Origin of the sequence: Paractinoplanes bogorensis (assembly GCF_018829635.1) — a bacterium.
GTDB lineage: Bacteria > Actinomycetota > Actinomycetes > Mycobacteriales > Micromonosporaceae > Actinoplanes > Actinoplanes bogorensis.
Window position 1 is genome coordinate 131759 of record NZ_JAHKKG010000007.1, and the last position, 21697, is coordinate 153455.

19 protein-coding genes are annotated in these 21697 nt (G+C 72.2%); 9 read left to right on the top strand and 10 right to left on the bottom strand.

Annotation, left to right across the window (positions count from 1 at the left end; genetic code table 11):
• Positions 1–10 precede the first annotated feature (10 nt).
• Positions 11–1153 carry an aminotransferase class V-fold PLP-dependent enzyme gene (locus KOI35_RS23110; RefSeq protein WP_215789907.1) on the top strand — a complete coding sequence of 381 codons (1143 nt, stop codon included), beginning with the start codon at positions 11–13 and terminating at the stop codon, positions 1151–1153.
• 18 nt (positions 1154–1171) lie between these two features.
• Positions 1172–1648, top strand: a complete 477-nt coding sequence (locus KOI35_RS23115; protein WP_215789910.1) for an NUDIX domain-containing protein — start codon at positions 1172–1174, stop codon at positions 1646–1648.
• A 7-nt stretch (positions 1649–1655) separates the two neighbouring features.
• Here KOI35_RS23115 and KOI35_RS23120 read toward each other — a convergent pair whose 3' ends face one another.
• Both KOI35_RS23120 and KOI35_RS23125 read right to left on the bottom strand, forming a co-directional pair.
• A complete protein-coding gene (locus tag KOI35_RS23120) occupies positions 1656–2075 on the bottom strand; it encodes a hypothetical protein (RefSeq protein WP_215789912.1) in 420 nt (139 codons plus the stop codon).
• A gap of 77 nt (positions 2076–2152) precedes the next feature.
• On the bottom strand, positions 2153–3493 hold the full coding sequence (locus tag KOI35_RS23125) for a gamma-glutamyltransferase (protein ID WP_215789915.1): 1341 nt from the start codon (positions 3491–3493) through the stop codon (positions 2153–2155).
• Between the two features lie 35 nt (positions 3494–3528).
• Here KOI35_RS23125 and KOI35_RS23130 point away from each other — a divergent pair, with 35 nt between their 5' ends.
• Genes KOI35_RS23130 through KOI35_RS23140 form a run of 3 tightly spaced genes read left to right on the top strand, consistent with a single transcriptional unit; the run spans position 3529 to position 5872 of the window.
• Positions 3529–4716, top strand: a complete 1188-nt coding sequence (locus KOI35_RS23130) for a multidrug effflux MFS transporter (protein ID WP_215789917.1) — start codon at positions 3529–3531, stop codon at positions 4714–4716.
• Positions 4717–4719: 3 nt separating this feature from the next.
• On the top strand, positions 4720–5037 hold the full coding sequence (locus KOI35_RS23135; RefSeq protein WP_215789919.1) for a hypothetical protein: 318 nt from the start codon (positions 4720–4722) through the stop codon (positions 5035–5037).
• 4 nt (positions 5038–5041) lie between these two features.
• A complete protein-coding gene (locus KOI35_RS23140; RefSeq protein WP_215789921.1) occupies positions 5042–5872 on the top strand; it encodes a hypothetical protein in 831 nt (276 codons plus the stop codon).
• Here KOI35_RS23140 and KOI35_RS23145 read toward each other — a convergent pair.
• Both KOI35_RS23145 and KOI35_RS23150 read right to left on the bottom strand, forming a co-directional pair.
• Complete coding sequence (locus tag KOI35_RS23145) at positions 5862–6491, bottom strand: hypothetical protein (protein ID WP_215789923.1); 630 nt, start codon at positions 6489–6491, stop codon at positions 5862–5864. The two genes, KOI35_RS23140 and KOI35_RS23145, sit on opposite strands and share 11 nt — an antisense overlap.
• Positions 6481–6981 (bottom strand): SigE family RNA polymerase sigma factor, encoded by a 501-nt coding sequence (locus tag KOI35_RS23150; protein WP_215789925.1) that lies wholly within the window; start codon positions 6979–6981, stop codon positions 6481–6483. The genes KOI35_RS23145 and KOI35_RS23150 overlap by 11 nt, the downstream gene beginning before the upstream one ends.
• 137 nt (positions 6982–7118) lie before the next feature.
• Between KOI35_RS23150 and thrS the strand changes: the two genes are divergently transcribed.
• Positions 7119–9119 (top strand): threonine--tRNA ligase, encoded by a 2001-nt coding sequence (gene thrS, locus KOI35_RS23155; protein WP_215789928.1) that lies wholly within the window; start codon positions 7119–7121, stop codon positions 9117–9119.
• Between the two features lie 62 nt (positions 9120–9181).
• On the opposite strand, the gene KOI35_RS23160 is transcribed toward thrS, so the two are convergent.
• The 4 genes from KOI35_RS23160 to KOI35_RS23175 form a co-directional block, all read right to left on the bottom strand.
• Positions 9182–10609 carry an MATE family efflux transporter gene (locus tag KOI35_RS23160; protein WP_215789930.1) on the bottom strand — a complete coding sequence of 476 codons (1428 nt, stop codon included), beginning with the start codon at positions 10607–10609 and terminating at the stop codon, positions 9182–9184.
• Between the two features lie 119 nt (positions 10610–10728).
• Positions 10729–11166 carry a MarR family winged helix-turn-helix transcriptional regulator gene (locus KOI35_RS23165; protein ID WP_215789932.1) on the bottom strand — a complete coding sequence of 146 codons (438 nt, stop codon included), beginning with the start codon at positions 11164–11166 and terminating at the stop codon, positions 10729–10731.
• A gap of 88 nt (positions 11167–11254) precedes the next feature.
• Positions 11255–12913, bottom strand: coding sequence for a ThiF family adenylyltransferase (locus KOI35_RS23170; protein WP_215789935.1), 1659 nt, complete (start codon positions 12911–12913; stop codon positions 11255–11257).
• Between the two features lie 8 nt (positions 12914–12921).
• Positions 12922–13461 (bottom strand): hypothetical protein, encoded by a 540-nt coding sequence (locus KOI35_RS23175; protein ID WP_215789938.1) that lies wholly within the window; start codon positions 13459–13461, stop codon positions 12922–12924.
• Between the two features lie 151 nt (positions 13462–13612).
• On the opposite strand from KOI35_RS23175, the gene KOI35_RS23180 reads away from it, so the two are divergent.
• Positions 13613–14662, top strand: coding sequence for a hypothetical protein (locus KOI35_RS23180; protein ID WP_215789940.1), 1050 nt, complete (start codon positions 13613–13615; stop codon positions 14660–14662).
• Here KOI35_RS23180 and KOI35_RS23185 read toward each other — a convergent pair.
• A complete protein-coding gene (locus KOI35_RS23185) occupies positions 14659–15843 on the bottom strand; it encodes a type IV secretory system conjugative DNA transfer family protein (protein ID WP_215789942.1) in 1185 nt (394 codons plus the stop codon). The genes KOI35_RS23180 and KOI35_RS23185 overlap by 4 nt on opposite strands.
• Positions 15844–16032: 189 nt before the next feature.
• Between KOI35_RS23185 and KOI35_RS23190 the strand changes: the two genes are divergently transcribed.
• Positions 16033–19893 (top strand): protein kinase domain-containing protein, encoded by a 3861-nt coding sequence (locus KOI35_RS23190; protein ID WP_215789945.1) that lies wholly within the window; start codon positions 16033–16035, stop codon positions 19891–19893.
• A gap of 26 nt (positions 19894–19919) precedes the next feature.
• Here KOI35_RS23190 and KOI35_RS23195 read toward each other — a convergent pair whose 3' ends face one another.
• Positions 19920–20582 carry a nicotinamide mononucleotide transporter family protein gene (locus KOI35_RS23195; protein ID WP_438870624.1) on the bottom strand — a complete coding sequence of 221 codons (663 nt, stop codon included), beginning with the start codon at positions 20580–20582 and terminating at the stop codon, positions 19920–19922.
• 97 nt (positions 20583–20679) lie between these two features.
• On the opposite strand from KOI35_RS23195, the gene KOI35_RS23200 reads away from it, so the two are divergent.
• Positions 20680–21678 carry a magnesium transporter CorA family protein gene (locus tag KOI35_RS23200; protein ID WP_308121127.1) on the top strand — a complete coding sequence of 333 codons (999 nt, stop codon included), beginning with the start codon at positions 20680–20682 and terminating at the stop codon, positions 21676–21678.
• The last annotated feature ends 19 nt before the right edge of the window (positions 21679–21697 follow it).

Below are 21697 nucleotides of genomic sequence, written 5' to 3' on the forward strand. Positions count from 1 at the left end.
AGGCAGGCCCATGTCCGACCGTCTCGATGTCGTCGGCGCCGAACTCGACTTCACCCACCTCGACTACGCCGCTTCGGCCCCGTGTGTGCGGGCGGCGGCCGACGCCGTACGGGACCTGCTGCCCTATTACGGCAGCGTGCACCGCGGTGCCGGCCTGCGGTCGCAGCGCTCGACCCTCGCCTACGAGCAGGCCCGCGAGACGGTGGCCGAGTTCGTCGGGGCCCGCGACGGCGACGAGGTCATCTTCACGCGCAACACCACCGACGCCCTGAACCTGCTGGCCCGTGCCCTGCCCGAGGACACCACGACGATCGTCTTCGACGGCGAGCACCACGCCAACCTGCTGCCCTGGCCGTCGCCGGTGCGTCTGCCGGTCACCGCCGATCCGGTCCAGACCCTTCGAGAGACCCTTTCCCGCGTACGCGGGCAGGTGCTGGTCGCCGTGACCGGGGCGAGCAATGTGACGGGTGAGATCTGGCCGGTCCATGACATTGCCGCGCTGACCCACGCGTACGGGGGAAGGGTCTTGATCGATGCGGCCCAGCTCGCGCCGCACGCGCCGGTCTCGCTGGCCGATTTCGACTACGTGGCGTTCTCGGGGCACAAGCTCTACGCCCCGTTCGGCGCCGGTGTGCTGGCCGGGCGCCGCGACTGGCTCGACGCGGCCGAACCCTACCTGCGCGGCGGCGGCGCGAGCCTGTCCGTGGGCGACGCGGCCGGCGACGTCGTGTGGGCCACCGGCCCGGCCCGGCACGAGGGCGGCACCCCCAACCTGGTCGGCGCGGTCGCGCTGGCCGCCGTGTGCGAGGCGCTGCTGCAGGCCGACCGGGCCGCGCTCGACGAGCACGAGCAGAGCCTGCTGGCCGCGCTGCCCGAGGGCGTCACGGTCTTCGGCGGCACGCGCCCCCGAGTCGGCATCGTCTCCTACGCCGTACCCGACCCGGTGACCGTCGCGAATCGGCTCGGCCGCGAGCACGGCATCGGCGTACGGGCGGGAATGTTCTGTGCCCACCCCCTGGTGCGGCGGCTCAGCGGAACCGCTGCCGAGTGCGGAACCGGCGGCCTGCTGCGCGTCAGCTTCGGCCTCGGCACCACCCACGACGACATCGACCGACTGCTGACCACCTTCGACGCCCTCGGTGTCACCGTCTGATCGGGCATCCTTGCTCGCATGGCTCGTCAACGTCCCCGTGCCGCCGCGGTTGTCATCGCGGACGGCCGGGTTCTGCTCGTCCAGCGCTACCTGCGGCAGCCGCGCCCGTGCGTGATGTGCGCGCCGGGCGCGGTGTCCTGCCCCGGGCATCACTACGCCGTGCTGCCGGGTGGCGGGGTCGAGTCCGGCGAGTCGGACGAGGATGCCGCCGTACGCGAACTGGCCGAGGAGACGACCCTCCGCGCATCGGTCGACCGTCTGCTGTGGACCGGTCGGCACAACCGGCGGCGGGCCGTGTACTTCCTGATGGCCGACGTGACCGGCACCGCCGTGCTGTCCGGCGACGAGGCCCGGATCAACGGCCCGTCCAACAGTTTCGAGCTGGTGTGGGCCGAGCCGTCCGACTTCGAGCGGCTCGGCCTGTTCCCACCCGAACTTCAGCCGTTGCTGACCGACCTGATCGAGGGCCGGAAGTCCGGGCGGGTTGACGGGTGACGGGATCTCAGTCGTGGATGGTGGCGCAGACCTTAGGTGTGCCGGTGTAGCCGCCGTTGCCGGGGCTGTTGAGCCGCCAGAACCGGGTGCAGATCTTGTCGCCGTTGGCGTAGGTCGTGCCGATCGACATCGGGGACCACTCGAAGGTGGCGTGCTTCTGCTGGTCCCAGTTCTTGAACGTCTGGTCCCGGGTGTCGTAGTGGAAGTCCGGTCCCCAGAGTTCGACGTGGCCGAGATAGGTCACCGAGGCCGGTACGAGGAGCTCGAATTTCACCGTGTCGACGTACAGGCCCTTGCCCTTGACCGTGAGACACATCGCGCGGTGGCAGTTGTAGAACGCGGACGCCGGCGCCGACGTGGCGAACAGTGTTCCGGCGGCGAGAACAGCGGTGGCGATGACGCGAGTGGCGAGAGTGCGTAGGTTCATGGTCTGGCCACGGCCGGGGAGATGGCCGGGTTCAACGCATCGCGGTTTTTCCCCGATCGAGTTCGCGCCGGGGCGCCCTACGTCAGGAGAGCGGCCGAGCCGTCGGCTCGAGGGTCGCTACCGGCGTCGAGGGTGCCGGATCGCAAGCGGGACAGCTGCACGTGGCCCGCGCCGTCGTGGGGGCCGGCGGTGGTCGACACGGTGAGGCCGTCGGTGTCGGAGGGTGTGGGGACGCCGGGCTCGAGCACCAGCTCGTCACCGCGGATGATCCAGCGTGGGCGGGCCACCAGCGCGCCGGGGTCGGCTGCGGTCAGGGCGTCGGCGGCGACCTGGGCCAGGATCCACGGCTGGGAACGGCCGCCCTGGCAGCCCAGCGCGATCACCCCGTCGGGTGTGGTGGCCATGGTCGGGCAGAGCGTGTGCGGCGGCCGCGCGCCGGGAGCGATGTGGCCGGGATGAGCCGGGTCGAGGCGGAACGAGGCGCCTCGGTTGTGCAGCACGATGCCGGTCGACGGCTCGAGGATTCCCGAGCCGAAGCTCTCGAACACGCTCTGGATGAGGGTGACGGCGTTCCCGTCGCTGTCGACGGCGGTCACGGCCACCGTGTCGCCGCCCGGGGTGCGGGATCGGGGATCGCCCAGCGACGCGTCCCGCTCGGTCTGGGCGCGGCGGCTGTCGGCCAGCAGCGTGGGGGAGCCGACCAGCTCCAAAAATGTGGCGCCCTGCGTCGGCGGCGGGGCGGCGTGCCACGTGGCCTCGCCGATCACCTTGCGCAGGGGCTCGCCGACCTCGGCCACGTGGGCCGCGAAGTCGCCGGTCGACAACGGGCTGCCCAACGAGCGCAGGCCGAGCACCAGACGGGAACCGACGTCGCCGGTGTAGAAGTTTTGCCAATCCTTTCCGATCGCGGTCAGCGTTGCCGCCAGCGAGGGCTGGACCAGTGTGGGGCGCAGCATGACGGCGGCGAGCCCGGGGTCGGCCTGGATGCGGTTGCGGCCCCGGGCGATCGCCGCTCGCAGGCCGGGCGCGAACTCGACGCCGTCGGCCGCGAGCCGGATCGCGGGCGCGAGCAACTCGTCGAGCGGAAGCCGCGCCCCGAGCCCGTGCACCGCGGCCCAGCCGGCGACGACTCCGGGCACGGTGACGGTCTGCGGGCCGTTCCACGGCATTTCCGCGCCGAGACCGGCCACGTCGACCGCGAGCGCGGCGGCGCCGATCGACAGCACCGCGCGTACGGGAAAATGGTCTGAACGCACCATCGCCACCAGATCGCCGCCGGCCGAGCACTGGTGCGGATAGACGACCGCGAGCGCTCCCGCGGCGGCCAGCGCCGCGTCGAAGGCATTGCCACCGGCGGCCACGGCCGTGCGGGCGGCCTCGACGGCGGCCGGGTGGGGAGCGGCGACAGCGACCGGCATACCCGCGACCCTATCCGGGATGGTTGACTCGGGCGGTGACCATCGGGCCGGGTTTGCTGCTGGCGCTGGCCCTGCTGGTGTCGTTCGGGCCGATCGCGACCGATCTCTATCTGCCGGGGCTGCCAGCCATGGCCGGCGACCTCGGGGCAAGCGCGTCCGGCGTGCAGCTCACGCTCACCACGTTTCTGGCCGGGCTGGCGTTCGGGCAGCTGTTCATGGGGACGATCTCGGACCGGTTCGGCCGGCGGACGCCGCTGATCGTCAGTTCGGCCGTGTGCGTGGTGGCCGGCATCGTGGCGGCGACCGCGCCCACCCTGCCGGTGCTGATCGGTGCCCGGCTCGTGCAGGGGTTCGCCGGCGCGGGTGGCGTGGTGATCGGGCGGGCCGTCATCGCCGATCTGGCCACCGGGCGGGCCGCCGCCCGCGCGCTGACGCTGATGATGACCGTGGCCGGGGTCGCGCCGGTGCTGGCCCCGGTGGTCGGTGGCGTGCTGGCCGATCCGATCGGCTGGCGCGGCATGCTGTGGACGGTCACCGGCCTGTGTGCGGCGATGCTGCTGGCCGTGCTGTTCGTGGTGCCCGAGACACACAGGGAGCGAACAAAACGCAGCAAAGCGCGGACAAACCCCAGCTTCTGGGCCTACACGGTGGTCTTCGCCAGTTCGTTCGCGATGATGATGGCCTACATCTCGGCCTCGCCCTTCCTCTATCAGCGGGTGGTGGGACTGTCCGAGGTCGCGTACGGGATCAGCTTCGGCGTCAACGCGTGCGGGCTGGTCGCCGCCGGGGCGATCGCGAGCCGCCTGGTCGGCCGGATGGAACCCCGCCGCGTGGTGCTGGGCGCGCTCGCCCTCGAGGTCACGGCCACGGTGACGCTGCTGATCCTGGTGCTGACCGGTGCCCCGGCGTGGACGCTGCCGATCCCGATCTTCTTCGCGGTCAGCGCCAACGGCGGCGTGGCCGGCCCGTCGGCCGCTCTGGCGATGAGTCACGTCCGTGCGGTCGCCGGTACCGGCAGCGCGTTGCTCGGCTTCAGCCAGTTCGGGCTCGGCGCGGTCGTCTCGCCGCTGGTCGGTCTGGGCGGCGAGGATTCCGCCCTGGTCCCGGCGATCGTGATGGTGTCGGCCGCGCTGGTGGCAACCGTCGTCGCGGTGACGGTGAACCGCCGGACGCCTCGAAGCCGTGTGGGTAGCGGAATCACTACCCACACGGACGGTGGTTGATCGATGGACGACATGACCGGCATCGATGTTCCCGCGGTACGCGCCATGGGCGCCGCCGTGGACGGGGTCGCCGATCGGCTGGCCCGGACGGCGGCCGAGATGCGGGGCTGGGAAGACGTGGGGCGTGGGGCGGTCGACGGCTCGGCCACCACGGAGGGCGGGCTGATCGGCGCCGTCTGGGCCTGGGAGATCACGATCGACGGGCTGGCCGCGATCGTGCGCGACTACGGGCACCAGCTGCGGGCGGCGGCCGGGGATTTCAGCGCCGCCGACACGGGTGCGGCCGACCGGATTCAGAGCGCCGGAACCCCGGGGGCGTGACCACGTGGCGATAACGCTGCAGGGGCTGCTCGCGGCCGACACCGGGCGGCTTCAGGACGCCGCCCGGCACTGGGATCGGCTGGCGTTCGCGCTGGACACCGCGGTCGAGGATCTGGGCCGGCACACCCGCGACCTGCCGCACGTGTGGCCGGCCGGGCCCAGCTCGACGGCGGCCCAGCGCCGGCTGGTCGATCTGCGGATGCAGCTGGGCAACGGGTACGGGCACTGCGTCGCCATCGCCGCGATCATCCGGGAGTTCGCCGGCGCGGTCGAGCACAACCGGCGGCTGCTGCACGGGCTGGTCGCCGAGGCGCAGCGGGCCGGTTTACGGATCGACCTGTGGTCCGGGCTGATCACCGTGCCGATCCAGGTGGCGGCCACGCAGTCCACGGTCGACTCGTACGCCCAGCAGATCGGGCAGATCCTGGCCCAGGTCGTCGAGGCCGACCGCCGGGCCACCGAGCAGCTGGACGAGCACAACTACCGGGAGGAGTTCATCCCGGACGCGACCCGCCCCGAATACGACCAGACCGGCCTGCTCGCCCTGGCCGGCTGGGAGCCGCGGAGCCAGGCCTCGTGGTGGCGGGCCCAGCATCCGCTCATGCAGGACCGGGCGATCGTCGAGCACCCCGAGATCGTCGGCGCCGCGGTCGGCCTGCCCGCCAAGGACCGCGACTCGGCCAACCGTCTGCTGCTGCGCCGGACCCGGGCCGAGCTGCTGGCCCGGGACGCGCGGGGCGGCCAGGCCCAGCTCGCCGTGGACAAGCGGCTGGCCGCGCTGGACGACCTGGAACGCCGCCACCGGGGGCGGCGCCTGCTCGAGTTCACCCCGTGAAACCGCCGCGTAGCGTCGTCGCGCCGGCCGTGATCCGAAAGGAGTCTCCGGCCAGAGGGTGCGAAGTGGTGTGATTGAACTGGGCCGCGAACACGTACGAACCGGGCGCCAGCGTCCCGCCCGGATCCAGCGTGAACCGGTAGACCAGCGCCTTCGGCTCGACCGCGACCGACGTCGTCACCATCTCGGCCGGGATGCTCGTCCATCGGCCGGTGTCGGCCACCCCCTCACCCCGCGCGATCCGGATCGTCACGTCCAGCCGGGTGATCCGCTCCCGCGTCGCGAGCGTCACCTGCTGCTGCGACCAGGAGGCGAAGGAGTGCGGGTCGAGCTTTCCAACAGCTTCCAACCCCTTTTCCCGTACGGGCGAAGGGGCTGAATATTCCTGCACCGGCCTCGGCACCCCGGCGGTCGGCGGCACCGGGCCGGTCGTGCCGGGCAGGCGCACCGCGGCCACGATCGCGACCACGGCCGCCACGGCCAGCGCCGCCGCCACCGGTCGCCCGGACCGGCGCGTACGGCCGCGATGGATCCGTTCGAGCATCGCGTCCCGGTCGGGGTGATGCCGCCCGGCCTCGTCGTGCAGCACGTCCCGCAGGTCGTGGTCATCAGTCGACATGAGCCACCGGCAGATCCCGTAGATAGTTGCTGAGCTGGGCCGCCCCGCGCGACGCCTGGCTCTTGACCGCGCCCACCGAGATGCCCAGGATCGCCGCCACCTCCCGTTCCGGCACGTCGAAGGCGTAGCGCAGCACCACGCACTCCCGGCGCCGCGGCGGCAACCGGCGCAGCGCGGCCCGCACGTCGAGCACCGCGGTCGCATCGGGTTCGGCCCCCGGCCGGCGCATCACCAGACCGAGCAGGCCGGCCCGTTCCCGGGTACGCCTTCTGATCCACTGACGGGCGAGGTTGGCCACGATCCCCCGGGCGTACGCGAGCGGGCTGTCCGCCGCGGCCACCCGCTCCCAATGACGCCAGATCTCCACGAAGGCGTCCGCCGCCAGGTCGTCGGCCGCGTTCGGCTCACCGGTGAGCAGGTACGCGAGGCGGGACAGGTCGGCGTGATGCGCTTCGAAGAGTCGCTGGAAGGCGTCTTCGGGGTCGGTCACACGGTCCTTCCGGGGGTGGGGGACGGCTCACCCTTTCAGTGGGGCGCCGGGCCGGAAAGGTTGCTCGCTCATCGTGGAAATTCCGGGGCGACTAGCATCGTGAAGGTTCCCGACCACATCGTTCGAAGGAGTTCACCGTGTCCGCACCCCGTACCTCTGCTGTGGCCGACCCTCTTGTCGTCCCGGCCGGGACTACGGCCGCCGATGCGGTGGCCGCAGCCGGCCTCCCGACGACGGGCCCCAAGGCGATCGTCGTCGTCCGTGACGCGGCCGGCCGCCTGCGCGACCTCGACTGGCGTCCCGAGCTCGACACCGAGGCCACCCCGGTCGCGATCGACGAGCCGGACGGGCTGAACGTGCTGCGCCACTCGGCCGCGCACGTGCTGGCCCAGGCCGTGCAGGACATCTTCCCCGAGGCCAAGCTCGGCATCGGCCCGCCGATCGAGAACGGCTTCTACTACGACTTCGACGTGCCCAAGCCGTTCCAGCCGGAAGACCTGACCAAGCTCGAGAAGCGGATGCTCGAGATCGTCAAGGCCGGCCAGACGTTCCGCCGCCGGGAGTACAAGTCGCTCGACGAGGCCAAGGTCGAGCTGGCCGACGAGCCGTACAAGCTGGAACTGGTCGACATCAAGGGCGACGTCGACGACGCAGAGCTGAGCGTGGTCGGGGCGGGCGACCTGACCCACTACGACAACCTCGACAAGGACGGCAAGCGCGTCTGGGGCGACCTGTGCCGCGGCCCGCACCTGCCGACCACCCGGCTCATCCCGGCCGTCAAGCTGATGCGCTCGGCCGCCGCCTACTGGCGCGGATCCGAGAAGAACCCGCAGCTCCAGCGCATCTACGGCACCGCGTGGCCGTCCCGCGACGAGCTCAAGGCGTACCTGAACCGGCTGGCCGAGGCCGAGCGCCGCGACCACCGCAAGCTGGGCACCGAGCTCGACCTGTTCTCGTTCCCCGACGAGATCGGCTCGGGCCTGGTCGTGTTCCACCCCAAGGGCGGCATCATCAAGCGCGAGATGGAGGACTACGTCCGCGCCCGCCACATCGAAGAGGGTTTCCAGTACGTCAGCTCGCCGCACATCACCAAGGAGGGGCTGTTCCACACCTCCGGGCACCTGCCGTACTACAAGGACACGATGTTCCCCCCGATGCAGCTCGAAGGGGCGGACTACTACCTCAAGGCCATGAACTGCCCGATGCACAACCTGATCTTCCGGTCGCGCGGACGGTCGTACCGGGAACTGCCCTTGCGGTTCTTCGAGTTCGGCACCGTCTACCGCTATGAGAAGTCGGGCGTGGTGCACGGCCTCACGCGGGTGCGCGGCCTGACTCAGGACGACTCGCACTCGTACGTGACCCACGAGCAGGCCGCGGGCGAGATCAAGCACCTGCTGAACTTCGTCCGGTCGCTGCTCGACGACTTCGGCCTCGACGACTACTACCTGGAGCTGTCGACCCGGGACCCCAAGAGCGACAAGTTCATCGGTACGGACGAGCAGTGGGCCGTCGCGACCAAGGTGCTCGAAGACGTGGCCGTCGAGTCCGGCCTCGACCTGGTGCCCGACCCGGGTGGCGCGGCCTTCTACGGCCCGAAGATCTCGGTGCAGGCCCGTGACGCGATCGGCCGCACCTGGCAGATGTCGACCATCCAGTACGACTTCAACCAGCCGGCCCGGTTCGGCCTCGAGTACCAGGCGGCCGACGGCACCCGCCAGGAACCGGTGATGATCCACTCGGCCAAGTTCGGGTCGATCGAGCGGTTCTTCGGCGTGCTCGTCGAGCACTACGCGGGCGCGTTCCCGGCCTGGCTGGCGCCGGTGCAGGTGGTGGGCATCCCGATCCGCGACGACCACGCTTCGTACCTCGAAGAGTTCGTCGCCAAGCTGCGCGCGGCCGGTGTGCGGGCCGAGGTCGACCACTCGGACGACCGGATGCAGAAGAAGATCCGCACGGCGCAGCAGCAGAAGATCCCGTTCATGGCGATCGCCGGCGACGACGACGTCAACGGCGGCACGGTCTCGTTCCGCTACCGCGACGGCTCACAGCGCAACGGTGTGCCCGTGGACGAGGCGGTGGCCCACGTCGCCGAGATCGTGAAGTCCCGGACGAACGTGAATCCGTCGGCGGCTTAGGCCGTACGGGAAAAAGGGCCGGCACCTCGACAAAGGCGCCGGCCCTTCCTGCTTCTCGTTGCTTACGCGGCGGCCTCTTCGAGCACTGCCTCGGCGCGCTCGGGGGAGCCCTCGGCCAGGCCGCGGCTGATGGTGTTGCGCGAGGCGAACCAGATGCCCAGGCCGACCAGGAACACCAGGCCCTCGGTGACGGTCAGGGCCCAGATGATGCCGGGCAGGCCGTACCAGAGGTTGCCCAGCAGCACGATCGGGATGAACAGCACGCCCTGGGCCATCGACATGATGATCGCCGGCTTGGCCAGCCCGGCCGCCTGGAACAGCGACGTGATCAGGCCGGCGAAACCGTTGGCGACCGTCGCGACGAGCTGGGCGACCAGGATGGTGACGCCGATCGTGAGCACCGCGCGGTCGGACGAGAAGGCGGACAGCACCTGCTCGCGGAAGAGGAACACCGAGCCGCAGAAGACCAGCATGACGGTGCCGACCGTGATGGCCGCGGCGCGGACGGCCGAGTTGAGGCGGGCGCGGTCGCCCTTGCCGTAGGCGTAGGCGAACAACGGCAGGACACCCAGCGTGACGCCCATGATCAGGAACTCGGGCACCTGGGCGATACGGACCGCGACACCCATGGCGGCGAGCGGGCCGTCCCCGTACGCGGAAGCCAGGTTGTTGAGCACCAGCACGGTGACGATCATGAACGCGGACTGCAGCAGCTCGCCGACGCCGACCCCGAAGACCGGCTGGACCACGTCGGACCGCAGGGTGAACCAGCGCGGGGCGAGGCTGACGTGCTCGCTGTTGCGGGTCAGCCAGTAGGCGAAGTACCCGACCATCACGGCGTTGGCCAGGCCGGTGGCCAGGGCCGCGCCGCCGACGCCCCAGTGCAGCACCAGGATGAACACGACGTCGAACACGATGTTGGCCACCGTCGACAGGATCAGGCCGATCATCGCCTGCCGGGCCGCGCCCTCGGCCCGCACCAACTGCTCGAGGCAGAATCCGGCGGCCAGCACCGGCACGAAGGCCAGCATGACGGCGACGTACTCGCGGGTGGCGGGCACGGCGGCCGAGTCCGCGCCGAGCAGCGTGACCAGCGGGCGCAGCAGGAGCAGGCCGGCCGCCCCGGCGATCACACCGGTGATCACCGCACCCCAGACCGCGAACGACGAGACGTGCTTGATCTCGCCCGCCTTGGCCGCGTCGTGCTCGGAACCGCCCAGCAGCCGGGAGATGAGCGCCCCGCCGCCGACCCCGAACACGCCGCCGATCGCCATGACCAGGCCGAGCAGTGGGGTGCCGAAGGTGATCGCGGCCAGCAGCGCGGTGTCGTGCTGCGAGCCGATGAAGCCGGCGTTGATGACGTTGTAGACCGCGCCCACGATCATCGCCGCGGCCATCGGCACACAGAGGTGCACCAGAGCGCGCAGGATCGGGGCGGTGGACAGGTACCAGCGGTTGGTGCCGACGGCGTCGGTGGTGGTGGCGCTCATGACAGCCTCCTTCGGTCGAATCCGGGCAGGGCTGAGCCGCACCGCGGCGGGTGCTCGTGCTCGGGCAGGGTGGGGTGCGCGGCGGCCGGGCCGTCGCGTTGTGCGGGTGGTGCGGAGTCTTAGCGGGTGGGTTGCGGCAGCTCGGCGGTGATCTTCTGGAGCAGCTGCTGGAGGGTGGCGCGCTCGGCGTCGTCGAGCGGGGCCAGGATCGTCTCGTCGGCGGCGGCCATGGCGGCCTCGAAGCCGGCGATCAACTCGATGCCGGCCGGGGTCGCGTAGACGCGCTTGACGCGCTCGTTGCCGGGCTCCGGGCGGCGCTCGACCAGGCCACGTCGTTCGAGACCCTGCAGGAGGCTCGACACACTGGCCGCACTCGTCCGCGTCATCTGGGCGATGTCGCGCTGGATGGCACCGGGGTTCTGCTCGAGAAAGCCCAGCGCGAAGCTCTGCTCGAAGCTGAGCTCGCGCTCGCGAACCCAGTCCTCGGCCGCCTTGCGCTGAGCCCAGCCGATCCAGCGGACCAGTTCGAGCGAGGTGGTGAGCCGTGGTGCATCCATACTTAGAAAGCTAACCGTTAGAACTCTAACTGTCAACGCTCTAAGCATGGAAAAGCCGGCCGGGATGTCCGGCCGGCTTGCTTCTCCGTCAGTTCGTGGCCAGGGCCGACTTCAGGTCGTCGGCGGCCGGGGCGGGGGTGAAGACCGGTTCGGCCCGGTGCTCGCCGCAGACCTCGCACTCCGGATCGCCCTCGGCCTCCATCCAGACGCTCTGGTACGCGTCCTGGTTGGGGATACCGTCGAAGACCCGGGGGAAGAAGTCGAACTCGCGGACGTTGCTCAGCAGCACGACGTTGTGCCGGGCGATCAGGGCCGGCCACAGGAAGTCGCGGGCCGGGGTGTCCTCGTCCAGGTGCAGCAGGGCCAGCGCCATCTTGGCCGCCGCGGTGGTGACATGGGCGATGTCGGGGCCGAGCGCCACCTCACCGGCCAGCCGTCCGGTGCCGTAGTCGACGGCCGGCCGGACGGCGTCGCTGCTGTGCCGGATCCCGGTCGCGCAGCGGTAGCAGGTGGTGATGCCCGGCACCGAGTACACCAGCTCCCCGGCCTTGGCCCCGGCGTAGAGCCCGACATAGAGCGAGGGCCGGGCCGTGGCCCCCGCGAAGTAGTTCAGCGCGGCCTGCGCGGCCGGGTCGTCGGTGCACCCGATCACCAGGTGGTGCGAGCGGACCAGGTCGCCCAGCCCGTCACCGAGGCCGGCGATCGTCGACGACACCGTGGTCACGTCGGCCGCGGGCTGGATGCTCCGCAGGTGATCGGCCAGCGCCTCGGTCTTGGGCCGGCCGAGGTCGGCCACCCGGTAGACCGAGCGGGACAGGTTCTCGGGGCTGACCTCGTCCGGGTCGATCAGGGTGAGCCGCTCGACGCCCGAGCGCACCAGCAGGTCGGCCAGCACGCTGCCGACGCTCCCGGCCCCGGCGATGAGCACCCGGCGGCCGGCCAGCTTCTCGCTGACCATGCCCCGGGTGCGGGCCGCGAGCCCGGCCCGCACCGTGCCGGGCGCCGGGGACCCGCCGAGCGCCCGGGTCAGCGCCGGGGCCAGCTCCTGCCCGGGCCGCCAGTCCAGCGCCACCGCCTCGGTCCGGCCGTCCGGCGGGGTCCGCAGCACCGTCGGCGGCAGCAGCGGATAGGACTCGTGAGCGAGGACGGTCAGTTCCTCCCCGTCGGGCCGGGTGATGGTCGCGGTCAGCACCAGCGCCCCGGCGAACGTCCCGGGGACCGGTTCCGTGGTCACCCGGCCGCCCAGGGCGTCGGCCGCCGCCCGGACGTGCCGGCCCAGCGGCACGACGGTGGTCGGCGTCAGGAACACCTGGACCCCGCCGTCGACCGACGGCACCGCGCGGTAGACCGACATCTTGGCCCCGGCGAGCGGGATCTCGTGCGGCTTCTGCGGATCGGCCCGCCGGTGCGTGACGATCGGGGCCAGGAAGGTGCCGCGGGCCGGGTTGAGGCGCAGGCTGTCCGCGTACGCGCGGTGGTCCTGGCCGGACGGATGATCCATGCCCGCCGGATGGCTGTGCAGGATCCCCTTGAACTCCAGGTTCTCCTCGCGCTCGACCCGCCGCACGTGCTGCTCGAGCTGGTCGGACGAGTTGTACGAGACGTCGCTGGTGCGGCCCTGGGGGTCGGCCAGGAACCGGGTCACCAGCGACCGGCCGGCCGGGCCGAGCAGGGCGCCGCCGCGCTCGGCCGGGTGCGCCGCCACCTCGCGCTCGATCTCGTCGAGGGCAGTGTCCAGGATGTGCATCGCGGGCCTCACTGGTCGTAGGTGAAGGGGAACTGGCCGCCGCGGCGCACCACGCTGACACCGTTGCTCCACAGCACGGCCCGGGCGTACGAGCCGTCCAGGGTCGCCATGCCGATGGTCGGGCTCAGGCAGACCGTGCCGTCCCGGTAGAGGTGCGCCTGGTGCTCACCGAACAGCCCGCTCAGATCGGGCGCCACCAGCATCGTGCGGTACTGCTGGTGCTGGGTGCTGTAGTAGCTGAAGAACGAGTACGGGTCGCCGAACTCGTTGAAGAACGTGTACATCCAGCCGGTCGTGCGGCCGACCGTGCGCTGGTGGGTGCCGGGCGGCAGCTTCATCATCGCGACCCGGGCCTCGACCGCGGGCGACTGGGCCACGGCGAAGGTCTCCTTGCTGAGCCGGGCCGCCATGTCGTCGCGGCCGTCCCGGGTGATCCGGCCGTCCCGGGTGACGCGCAGGTCGCCCGGGGTGGCGTCGCCGCGCCGCTGGGACTGCTGCAGGTCCTGCCGCAGCGCGTTGAGGTCGATGTCGTCGGACGGATGGGTCATGGCGGTTGTCCTTCCGGGCGAAGCGAATGTGTCACCAGATTCGGACGCCGGGTGGATCAACGTGGGAAAGCTTGCGCGGTGCCCGAACGGCGCCCCGGCCGACCCGTTCCGGCGGGGGTTTCCGGCGTCGCCGGCGGGTTAGGTTGCCACGGTGAAACAGGGTGTTATGTACGCGCACATCCACACTCCCTGCGGTCCCGGCGACTCCCCGTTGCCCGCCGACTGCCCGTTCGACGGGCACAAGGAGCCGGACGGTGTGGAGCTCTACGAGCTGAAGTGCCGGGTGCGGAAGGTGCCCCGCGGCGGCCACCTGTGGTTCGGCGCGGTGCGGCCCGCCGAGATCGCCGCGGACGACTGGCTGCAGGTCGGCGACCACGAGCCCGGGCCGCAGTCGGCGGTGAGCCGGGTGGCCGGGCGCATCTGGTTCACCTCACCCGAGCAGGGCTCCCGGGTGCTGGTCGAGAACCTCTCCCACAACAACACCCTGGAGCTGCGCTCCGACCGGCTGCCGCAGCCGGTCACGCTGTTCCCGATCGCCGCCGCGATGACCACCGATCCGCACTCCGAGCTGCTCGGCTCGCCGATGGCCGCGGTCCAGACCCAGAGCACCACCGTGGTGATCGCGAACGGGTCGACCAGATTCGTGGTGTGGATCGAGGTGCCGATCCGGCGCGAGTCACCGATCACCCCGCCCTGGACCCACGATCCGCGGGCGGCCGGCTCGACCGCCGAGCAGGCCGAACTGGACGACGCGGCACTGCGGATCCAGCTCGCCGCGCCCGAGAACTACCAGCTGCTGGCCGACTTCACGGACAGCGAGCGGGTGAAGAACCGGCTGCGCAACAGCGCCCGGCTGCGGGCCTTCGTCGAGCGGCGGCCGGGCGAGATCTGGCAGGACTTCGTCAAGCGCGAGCTCCGCAACGTGCGCGAGGGCCGGCCGACCCACGAGATCCACCGCCTGATCCTGGAGAGCATCGGCACCCCGCCCGAGCACGACTCCAAGTGGTACACCAACCTGGTGGCCCACCACCTCGCGCCGGAACGCGAGGTCCGCGGCAGCCGGGGCGGGGCCGGCGGCGGCATGAACGATCTGATTCCCAAGGTCAAGGGCTACTGGGCGTTCCGCCGCTTCCAGCTCGAGGACTACCTGTTGCGCGACCGCGGCCTCGACCGGGGCATCGGGCGCGACCTCGACGACTAGGGCGTATCCCGTAATCGCAGCGGCTCGCAGCGACCGGCCGTGCACACCAGATGGCCGGTCGCCGCGAGTGTCTCGGGCAGCCCCGGGCCGGCGTACCGGCCGAGGAACTCACGCCCGTCCGGATCGCTGCCCGCGCCCAGGAACAGCACCGAGCCACTGTTGTTGACCACGGTCGACCGTTCCGGCCCGTATCGGGCCTGCAACTGGGCCAGGTCGTGCCAGAACGTCACCACCTGCACGTCCAGGCCGCGTCCGGTGGTCACCCACTCCAGCAGATGCTCGGTGACCCCGGGCACCTGCGCGGCCTCGTCGACGAGCAGCAGCAGCGGCCGGATCGGCGGGCCGCTCGCCGCCCGGGCCTGCACCCGCGACCAGAGCCGGGTCAGCACCGCGGCGAACAGCGGCGCGACCTGCCGCATCCGGAAGGCGGGCAACGTCATGGCCAGCGTGGCGTCCTCGTCGAGGATCCGGTCGAGGGTGAAGTCGGAGCCGGTGGTCGCGCGCACCACGCCGGGCCGGTTGAACACCCGCAGCGCCTGGCCCACCGTGGCCATCACGCTGGTGCGGGCCCGCGCCTCGAGTTCGAGCACGCTGCGCAGCATGCGGATCGCGATCGGGTCGCCCGACTGCACGACCAGCCGTTCCGCCTGCGGGGAACGGTCGCGCACGGCCAGGTCGACGATCTGCCCGATGTCGAGGCCGGCCCGGGCTCCGGCGTAGAGGATCGGTGCGGTCCAGTTCTGCGCCAGCTCGAGCCAGAACGGCCCCTCCCGCAGCCCGCCCGAGGCGCCCCCGCCCAGCAGGACAGCCGCCACGTCCTGCGCGTCGGCCAGCGTGACGATCCACGAGGCCAGGTCGAAGCGGGCCGCCTCGACCCCGGTGGGCAGCGCCTCCTCGGGGTCGAGGAGCCAGACCGGGCCACGCTCCTGCCGGGCCGGATAGGCCGCGCCGATCAGATCCGTCTTGACGCTGAGCACCACGGCCGGCCCGGGCCAGTCGGCCAGGATCGGCGCCGCGACCCGGGTGGTCTTGCCCGAACCGGTCGGGCCGATCACCGTCACCGGCAGCAGCGGCGGGGCGTGGATGGCGCCGCCCTGCGGAGACCGGCCGAGCTCGAGGCCGGGTGACTGATTGGGCGGGCGGCGCCGCACCGGGAACGGCGACGGGCTGGCGGGTGACATGGGCCCGAGTGTCGGCGCCGGCCGGAACGGGCGGCGCGCAAGCTTGCGCGCGTCCCGGCGCCCGCCCCGGAACCCTTCCGGTCATGGAGTCCCACTTACTCATGCCCACCGCGGAACGCAATCCTCCGGGAACCGGATGACGAGGTCACGGCCCGCCCGGCAAGCTCGAGCGGCGGGGAAAGGGGACGGATGCTCGAGGATCCGGAGCCCATCGGCGAGCCGGACGAACCGGCCGACGACTGGGTGTGGCCGCGGGCCGCCGACGGCCGGTCGCGGCTCCGGCGGCTGGGCCCGAACGGCCGGTACACGCTGCGCGGCTTCTTCGGCGACGGCGGGCAGGCCTACATCTGGTACGCGCCGGACGCGGTCGACGGCTTCCCCAAGGCGATCAAGACGTCGCGCCCGGACGGCACCCTCGGCAGCGGTCAGGTCGCGGCGCGGCGGCTGGTCCGCGAGGCCCGGATCATGCAGTCGATCCCGCCCCACCCGAACGTGATGCCGCTGCTCGACTGCGGCCCCGACCACCTCGTGCGCCCCGAGTCGGAAGGGCTGCGGCCCCGGCCCGACGACCCGTACGAGGCCCGCGACCCCTGGCTCGTCCTGCCGCTGACCCCGCACCACCGGCTGGGCGACCTGATCGCGGCCGGCCCGCTCACCGCGGAGGCGTGGCTGAAGCTGGCCCGGGGGTACGCCGCCGGGCTGGCCCACCTGCACCGCTCCGAGGTCGTGCACCGCGACCTGTCGCCGGGCAACGTGCTGCTGACCGCGGACGGCCCGGTCATCACCGACTTCGGCGTCTCGTGGGCGCCCCGCTGGTTCGACCGCGAGGTCGAGCAGACGATGAGCACCGGGCTGACCCGGCAGGCCGCGGGCCGCACCGAGGACTGGCACGCGCCCGAGGTGATCGACGCCCCGCTGAGCCGCCGCCCCGACCGGCAGCCCGCGTACGACGTGTTCAGCTGGGGCCTGTTCGTCGCCACCGCCGCGGCCGGGCGGCACCCGTGGTCCAAGACGCCGGGCCACCTCGTGCTGGAGCGGTTCGAGCGCGACCGGATGAGCCGGGCCGAGACGCCGTACGACCTCGACCGGCACCTGGCCCACGCCGGCTGGGCCGACCTCGTGCTGGCCGCGCTGGAGCCGGACCCGGCCGACCGCCCGACCGCGGCCGACCTGGTCGAGGCACTCGACCGCGAACCGGCCCGCCGCCGCCGCGCGACGTCGCGGACCGAGACCCCGCAGGACCGGCCGGTGGTCGTGCTGCGCGAGGCGCTCCTCGAGCGGTGGCGCTCGGATCCGGTGTGGCTGCGGGTGGGCGGCGAAAGCCGCCTGCCGATCGGCTGGGCCGACGGCGACCCGGACGAGCCGGACGCGGTGGCGCGGCTGCTCCGTGTCTGGGCGCCGGACGGCCCCACGGCCCGGATGCTCGTGCTCGGTGCCGCCGGGTCGGGAAAGTCCGAGCTGCTCGTCGGCGTCTTCCGGCGGCTGCTGACCGACTGGCGGGAGGGGCAGCCGCTGCCACTGCTGGTGCCGCTGGCGTCGTGGGATCCCGCGCTGAGCGATCTGCGAACCTGGCTCATCGACTGGCTGCACGTCAACCACCAGTTCCTCGATCGGCCGGCCGGCGGTCCGGTGCCGCGGACGCAGGCCGAGCGGCTGCTCGACGGCCGCCAGCTCGCCCTCATCCTCGACGGCCTGGACGAGGTGCTCGACAAGGACCGGCCGGACCGGGTCGTGGCCCAGCTCAACAACCTCGACGGCCCGGCCCAGGTCCTGGTCAGCTGCCGTGCCGGGCGGCCGGCCACCGGCGAGCTGTTCCGGGGCGGCGTCACGCTCACGCTCGACGCCCAGGACCCGGCCGAGGCCGTCGGCCACCTGCGCCGGAACGGGCCGGCCGACGGGCGGTGGGATCCGGTCGTCGCGAGCCTGCCCGGGCGACTCGACCTGGCCGAGGTGCTGCGGACCCCGCTGATGGTGATGCTGGCCGACGCCCTCTACAACGACGAGAACCGCCCACCGCCGAGCGAACTGCTCGACCGGCACGGCCCGGAGGCTCTCACCCAGCACCTGCTGCGGGGCTTCGTCCCGGCCCGCTATGCGGAGGAAACGGCTGAGTACTCCGCCCCGGACGCGCGCCGCTGGCTCGGCTACCTGGCCCGGATGACCGCCGGCCCGGGCGAGCTGCGCTGGTGGGACCTGCGGGTCACCTCGGCCCCGGCCTCGCCGGTCTGGCTGCACGTGGGCACGTTGGCCGCCGTGATCGGGTGGACCGCGCTGTCGGCCGGTGTCATGAACACGGGAGTGTTCGGCAGCGCCGAGACCGGGCTGACCGACGCGATCCGGATCACGCTGGCCGCGCTGCTCGGCTACGCCGCGATCTTCCGGGTGACCGGGAGCTATCCGGCCGCGGTGCTGGCCGTGCTGGGCGCCTACATCACCGGGGTGCTGAGTGGCTCGTACGACCTGGCCGTCGCGACCGGGCTGGTGGCCGGGTTCTCCTGGCGGCCGCTGCAGCCACGCGCCCCGGCCCGCGGCGGCGACCTGCTGACCGCTGTCGGGGTCGGCGTCGCGGCGGTGGCGGGCGTGATCGCCGTACGGGTGCTGTCCCTGTTCGTGCCGCTCGACGACGCCCTGGTCATGGGGTTCGCCGCCGGTACGTTCGACGGGTTCACGGTGCGCTGGGACGAGGACGTGAACGGCTGGCTCGCCACCGGCCTGGTCGCCGGGCTGCTGACGTGGGCCGGGATCCGGGTGACCCGGGGTGGCGGACCGGCCCGGCCGCTGCTGTGCGGGCTCGTCGCCGGTGTCGTCGTATGCGCGATCGACGTGTGGGCCGACGGCGCCCGCCCGGGCATCGACCGGCCCTGGCTGCTGGCCCCGGGCGACGGTCTCGCGGCCGGGCTCGCCGTGTGGTGGATCGTCTGGGTGACCCGGGGCCGACGGCCGGTCCACCCTCGGATGGTCCGGCTCGGCGCGCCCCTGCTGTTCGGCGGCTTGACCGCCGCGCTCAACCTCCTCGGCTACCTCGACCGGGCCGACGTGACCGCCGGTCCGGTGCGGGCGCTCGGCGAGGGCGCGGCGGTCGCCGTGCTGCTCGGGCTGGCCCTGCGCCCGTCGCCCGGTGCCGGGCACCGGCGGCGCAAGGTCGTCCCGGTGGTGGTCGCGGTGCTGGTGGGTGCGGCCGTCGGCGCGCTGCACGCGGTGTCGGCCGGTCCCGCCAAAGGTGCCGCGGCCGGCTTGTCCATGGCGCTGACCGTGCTCTTCTTCCTGCTGCGGGACGAGGTCCGCTCCGGCCCGGCCCGGATCGATCCGGTCGAGGCCGGGGTTCTCGGGCTGACCGTGGCCGGGCTGCTGACCGGTTTCGCCTACGCGCTGCTGTTCGCGCTGGTGGCCGGCCTGGGTTCGCGGGTGTCGGCCGACGTCTCGCAGCGCCGCCTGCCGTCGCTGCGGATCAGCGCGCCCGCCGCCCAGATCGTCGGCGGTGCGCTGCTGGGCACGATGGCCGCCTTCGCCGCCGGGGCCAACGGGTTCCCGATGGTCTGGCTCGTCGTCATCGGTGTCACCGGCGGGGTCGCCGGGGCGTACGCGTTCGGCATCCGCGGCGACGATCCGCGCAACCGGCTCGCGGCCTCGCCGACCCGGCTCTTCCGGCAGGACCGCCGGGTGTTCGTCCGGATGACCGCGGTCATCGCCGTGGCGCTCGGCACCGCCGTCGGTGCCCGCACGGCCGCGGGCGGGCAACCGGCCGGCACCGCCCTGGCCGTGGCGGCCGGCACGCTCGCCACCTACGGCCTGACCGCCGGGTTGACGGTCGCGGCGTCGGCGACCCGCTACGGCGTGTTCGCGGTGCGCAGCGCCTATCTGGCCGCCTCGGACCAGTTGCCCTGGCGGCTGATGCGGTTCCTCGACGACGCCCACGGCCGGCGGCAGGTGCTGCGGGCGGCCGGCTCGGCCTACCAGTTCCGCCACGAACTGCTGCGCGAGCAGATCGCCGACGCCGGCCCGCACGACACCGGCGCCCGGACGCCCGTCGCCGGCGCCCCGCCGCGCTGAGCCTCAGCACATCGGCGGTCTGATTCCTACGCGGGCAGGGCCGCCTGTTCGAGGGCGGGCGGCCCGGACGGCGTACGGGAAATGCGCAGCCAGACCACGAAACCCCAGAGCACGAACCCGGCGTAGACCGCGTAGAGGATCGCCGACGGGTAGTAGCCGAAGTGCAGCAGCTCGGGGACGCCGACCAGGTCGACGGCGATCCAGCAGAGCCAGAACTCGACCCAGCCGCGGGCCATGGCGTAGGTGGCCAGCATCGAGCCGACGAAGATCCACGAGTCGGCCAGGTAATACCACCAGGGGACCGGGAAACCGGCGCCGACCTGGCGGAACACGAAGAAGCAGACGGCCACGGCGGCCAGCGCGACCAGGCCGTAGCCGAGGCGCTGCCGCGAGGTCGCCCAGCGCGGGGAGACCGCGGTTCCCTTCGTACGCCTCCGGTTGCTCTGCCAGATCCACCAGCCGTAGACGCTGGCGATCAGGAAGAACACCTGGCGCGCGGCCTGCCCGTAGAGCGGGGTGCCCTGGTCGTTGCCGACCGCCTGGCCCATGAACACGGTGAACAGCAGCACGTTGCCGACGATGCCGACCGGCCAGGCCCAGGCGCTGCGGCGCAGGCCGAACAGTGCCGACCCGAGCCCGAAGGCGTTGCCGATGATCTCGCGCCAGTAGATCGCCTGGTCGGCGGTCACCTGCCACTTGGCCGTGTAGAAAGAGTCGAGCCAGCTCACGGCTCATCGTAGGCCGCACCGGGTTTCCGCGGCGTAACGGCGAGGCATAGTGGTGTGCGTGACAGCGCCCTCGTGTCCGACCGCGACCCGGCTCTATGAGAACGGGAAGGTCATCGCGACCGACTTCGGCTACGACGAGATCGCCGGGCAGCTCGACGAGCACCCCGGCGCGGTGCTCTGGCTCGACCTGTTCGACCCCGACGGGGACGACCTGGCCTCGGTGGCCAAGCAGTTCGACCTGCACCCGCTCGCGGTCGAGGACGCGATGACCGACCACGAACGGCCCAAGCTCGACCGCTACCCGCACCACGTCTTCCTCAACGTCTACGCCGTCGACCTCGCCACGAAGGACTCGGAGACCCGATTCGGCAAGACCGAGATCAGTGTCTTCGTGACCAACCGGGCGCTGATCACCGTACGCAAGTCACCCAGTGACACCCAGCGGCTCATCGACCGCTGGGACTCCGACGCCGACCTGTGCTCGGCCGGCGGCGTCGGCTTCCTGCTCTGGGGCCTGCTCGACGTGGTGGTCGACGGCCAATATGCGGTCACCCAGCGCCTCGACGCGGGGATGGACATGGTCGAGGACGCTCTGCTCGAGGAGGGTGGCGCGCCCAGGGTGGTCCGGATGAAGGCGGTCAAGGAACGTAAGCTGCTGGCCGCGCTGCGGCGGGCCGTGTCGCCGATGCCCGAGCTGGTCGCCCAGTCCATGCGCTCCGACCTCGCGCTGGTCGACGACAAGCTGCGCCCCTACTTCCGCGACGTCGAGGACCACGCCCAGCACACCGTGGACGAGATCGAGCACCTGCGCGACCGGATCGACTCGCTGCTCGAGGCCGACAACTCCGAGCAGAGCAACGTTCTCAACAACACCACCCGCAAACTGGCCGCGTGGGCCGCCATCGTGGCCGTGCCGACCGCGGTCACCGGCTACTTCGGCCAGAACGTGCCCTATCCCGGCTACGACCAGTGGTGGGGTTTCCTGGTCAGCTCGGCCACCATTGTCGTCGTGTCGCTGCTGCTCTACCTCTATCTGAAGCGCCGCGGCTGGCTCTGAGAAGCCGTCCCCCGCGCGG

What these genes read in the sequence shown, in the direction of transcription:
- KOI35_RS23170 (WP_215789935.1), bottom strand. Translation starts at nt 12,913, where the DNA reads ATGCACATCCTGGACACTGCCCTCGACGAGATCGAGCGCGAGGTGGCG.
- KOI35_RS23145 (WP_215789923.1), bottom strand. Translation starts at nt 6,491, where the DNA reads ATGTCGACTGATGACCACGACCTGCGGGACGTGCTGCACGACGAGGCC.
- KOI35_RS23125 (WP_215789915.1), bottom strand. Translation starts at nt 3,493, where the DNA reads ATGCCGGTCGCTGTCGCCGCTCCCCACCCGGCCGCCGTCGAGGCCGCC.
- KOI35_RS23160 (WP_215789930.1), bottom strand. Translation starts at nt 10,609, where the DNA reads ATGAGCGCCACCACCACCGACGCCGTCGGCACCAACCGCTGGTACCTG.
- KOI35_RS23120 (WP_215789912.1), bottom strand. Translation starts at nt 2,075, where the DNA reads ATGAACCTACGCACTCTCGCCACTCGCGTCATCGCCACCGCTGTTCTC.
- KOI35_RS23185 (WP_215789942.1), bottom strand. Translation starts at nt 15,843, where the DNA reads ATGTCACCCGCCAGCCCGTCGCCGTTCCCGGTGCGGCGCCGCCCGCCC.
- KOI35_RS23190 (WP_215789945.1), top strand. Translation starts at nt 16,033, where the DNA reads ATGCTCGAGGATCCGGAGCCCATCGGCGAGCCGGACGAACCGGCCGAC.
- KOI35_RS23165 (WP_215789932.1), bottom strand. Translation starts at nt 11,166, where the DNA reads ATGGATGCACCACGGCTCACCACCTCGCTCGAACTGGTCCGCTGGATC.
- KOI35_RS23110 (WP_215789907.1), top strand. Translation starts at nt 11, where the DNA reads ATGTCCGACCGTCTCGATGTCGTCGGCGCCGAACTCGACTTCACCCAC.
- KOI35_RS23115 (WP_215789910.1), top strand. Translation starts at nt 1,172, where the DNA reads ATGGCTCGTCAACGTCCCCGTGCCGCCGCGGTTGTCATCGCGGACGGC.
- KOI35_RS23175 (WP_215789938.1), bottom strand. Translation starts at nt 13,461, where the DNA reads ATGACCCATCCGTCCGACGACATCGACCTCAACGCGCTGCGGCAGGAC.
- KOI35_RS23135 (WP_215789919.1), top strand. Translation starts at nt 4,720, where the DNA reads ATGGACGACATGACCGGCATCGATGTTCCCGCGGTACGCGCCATGGGC.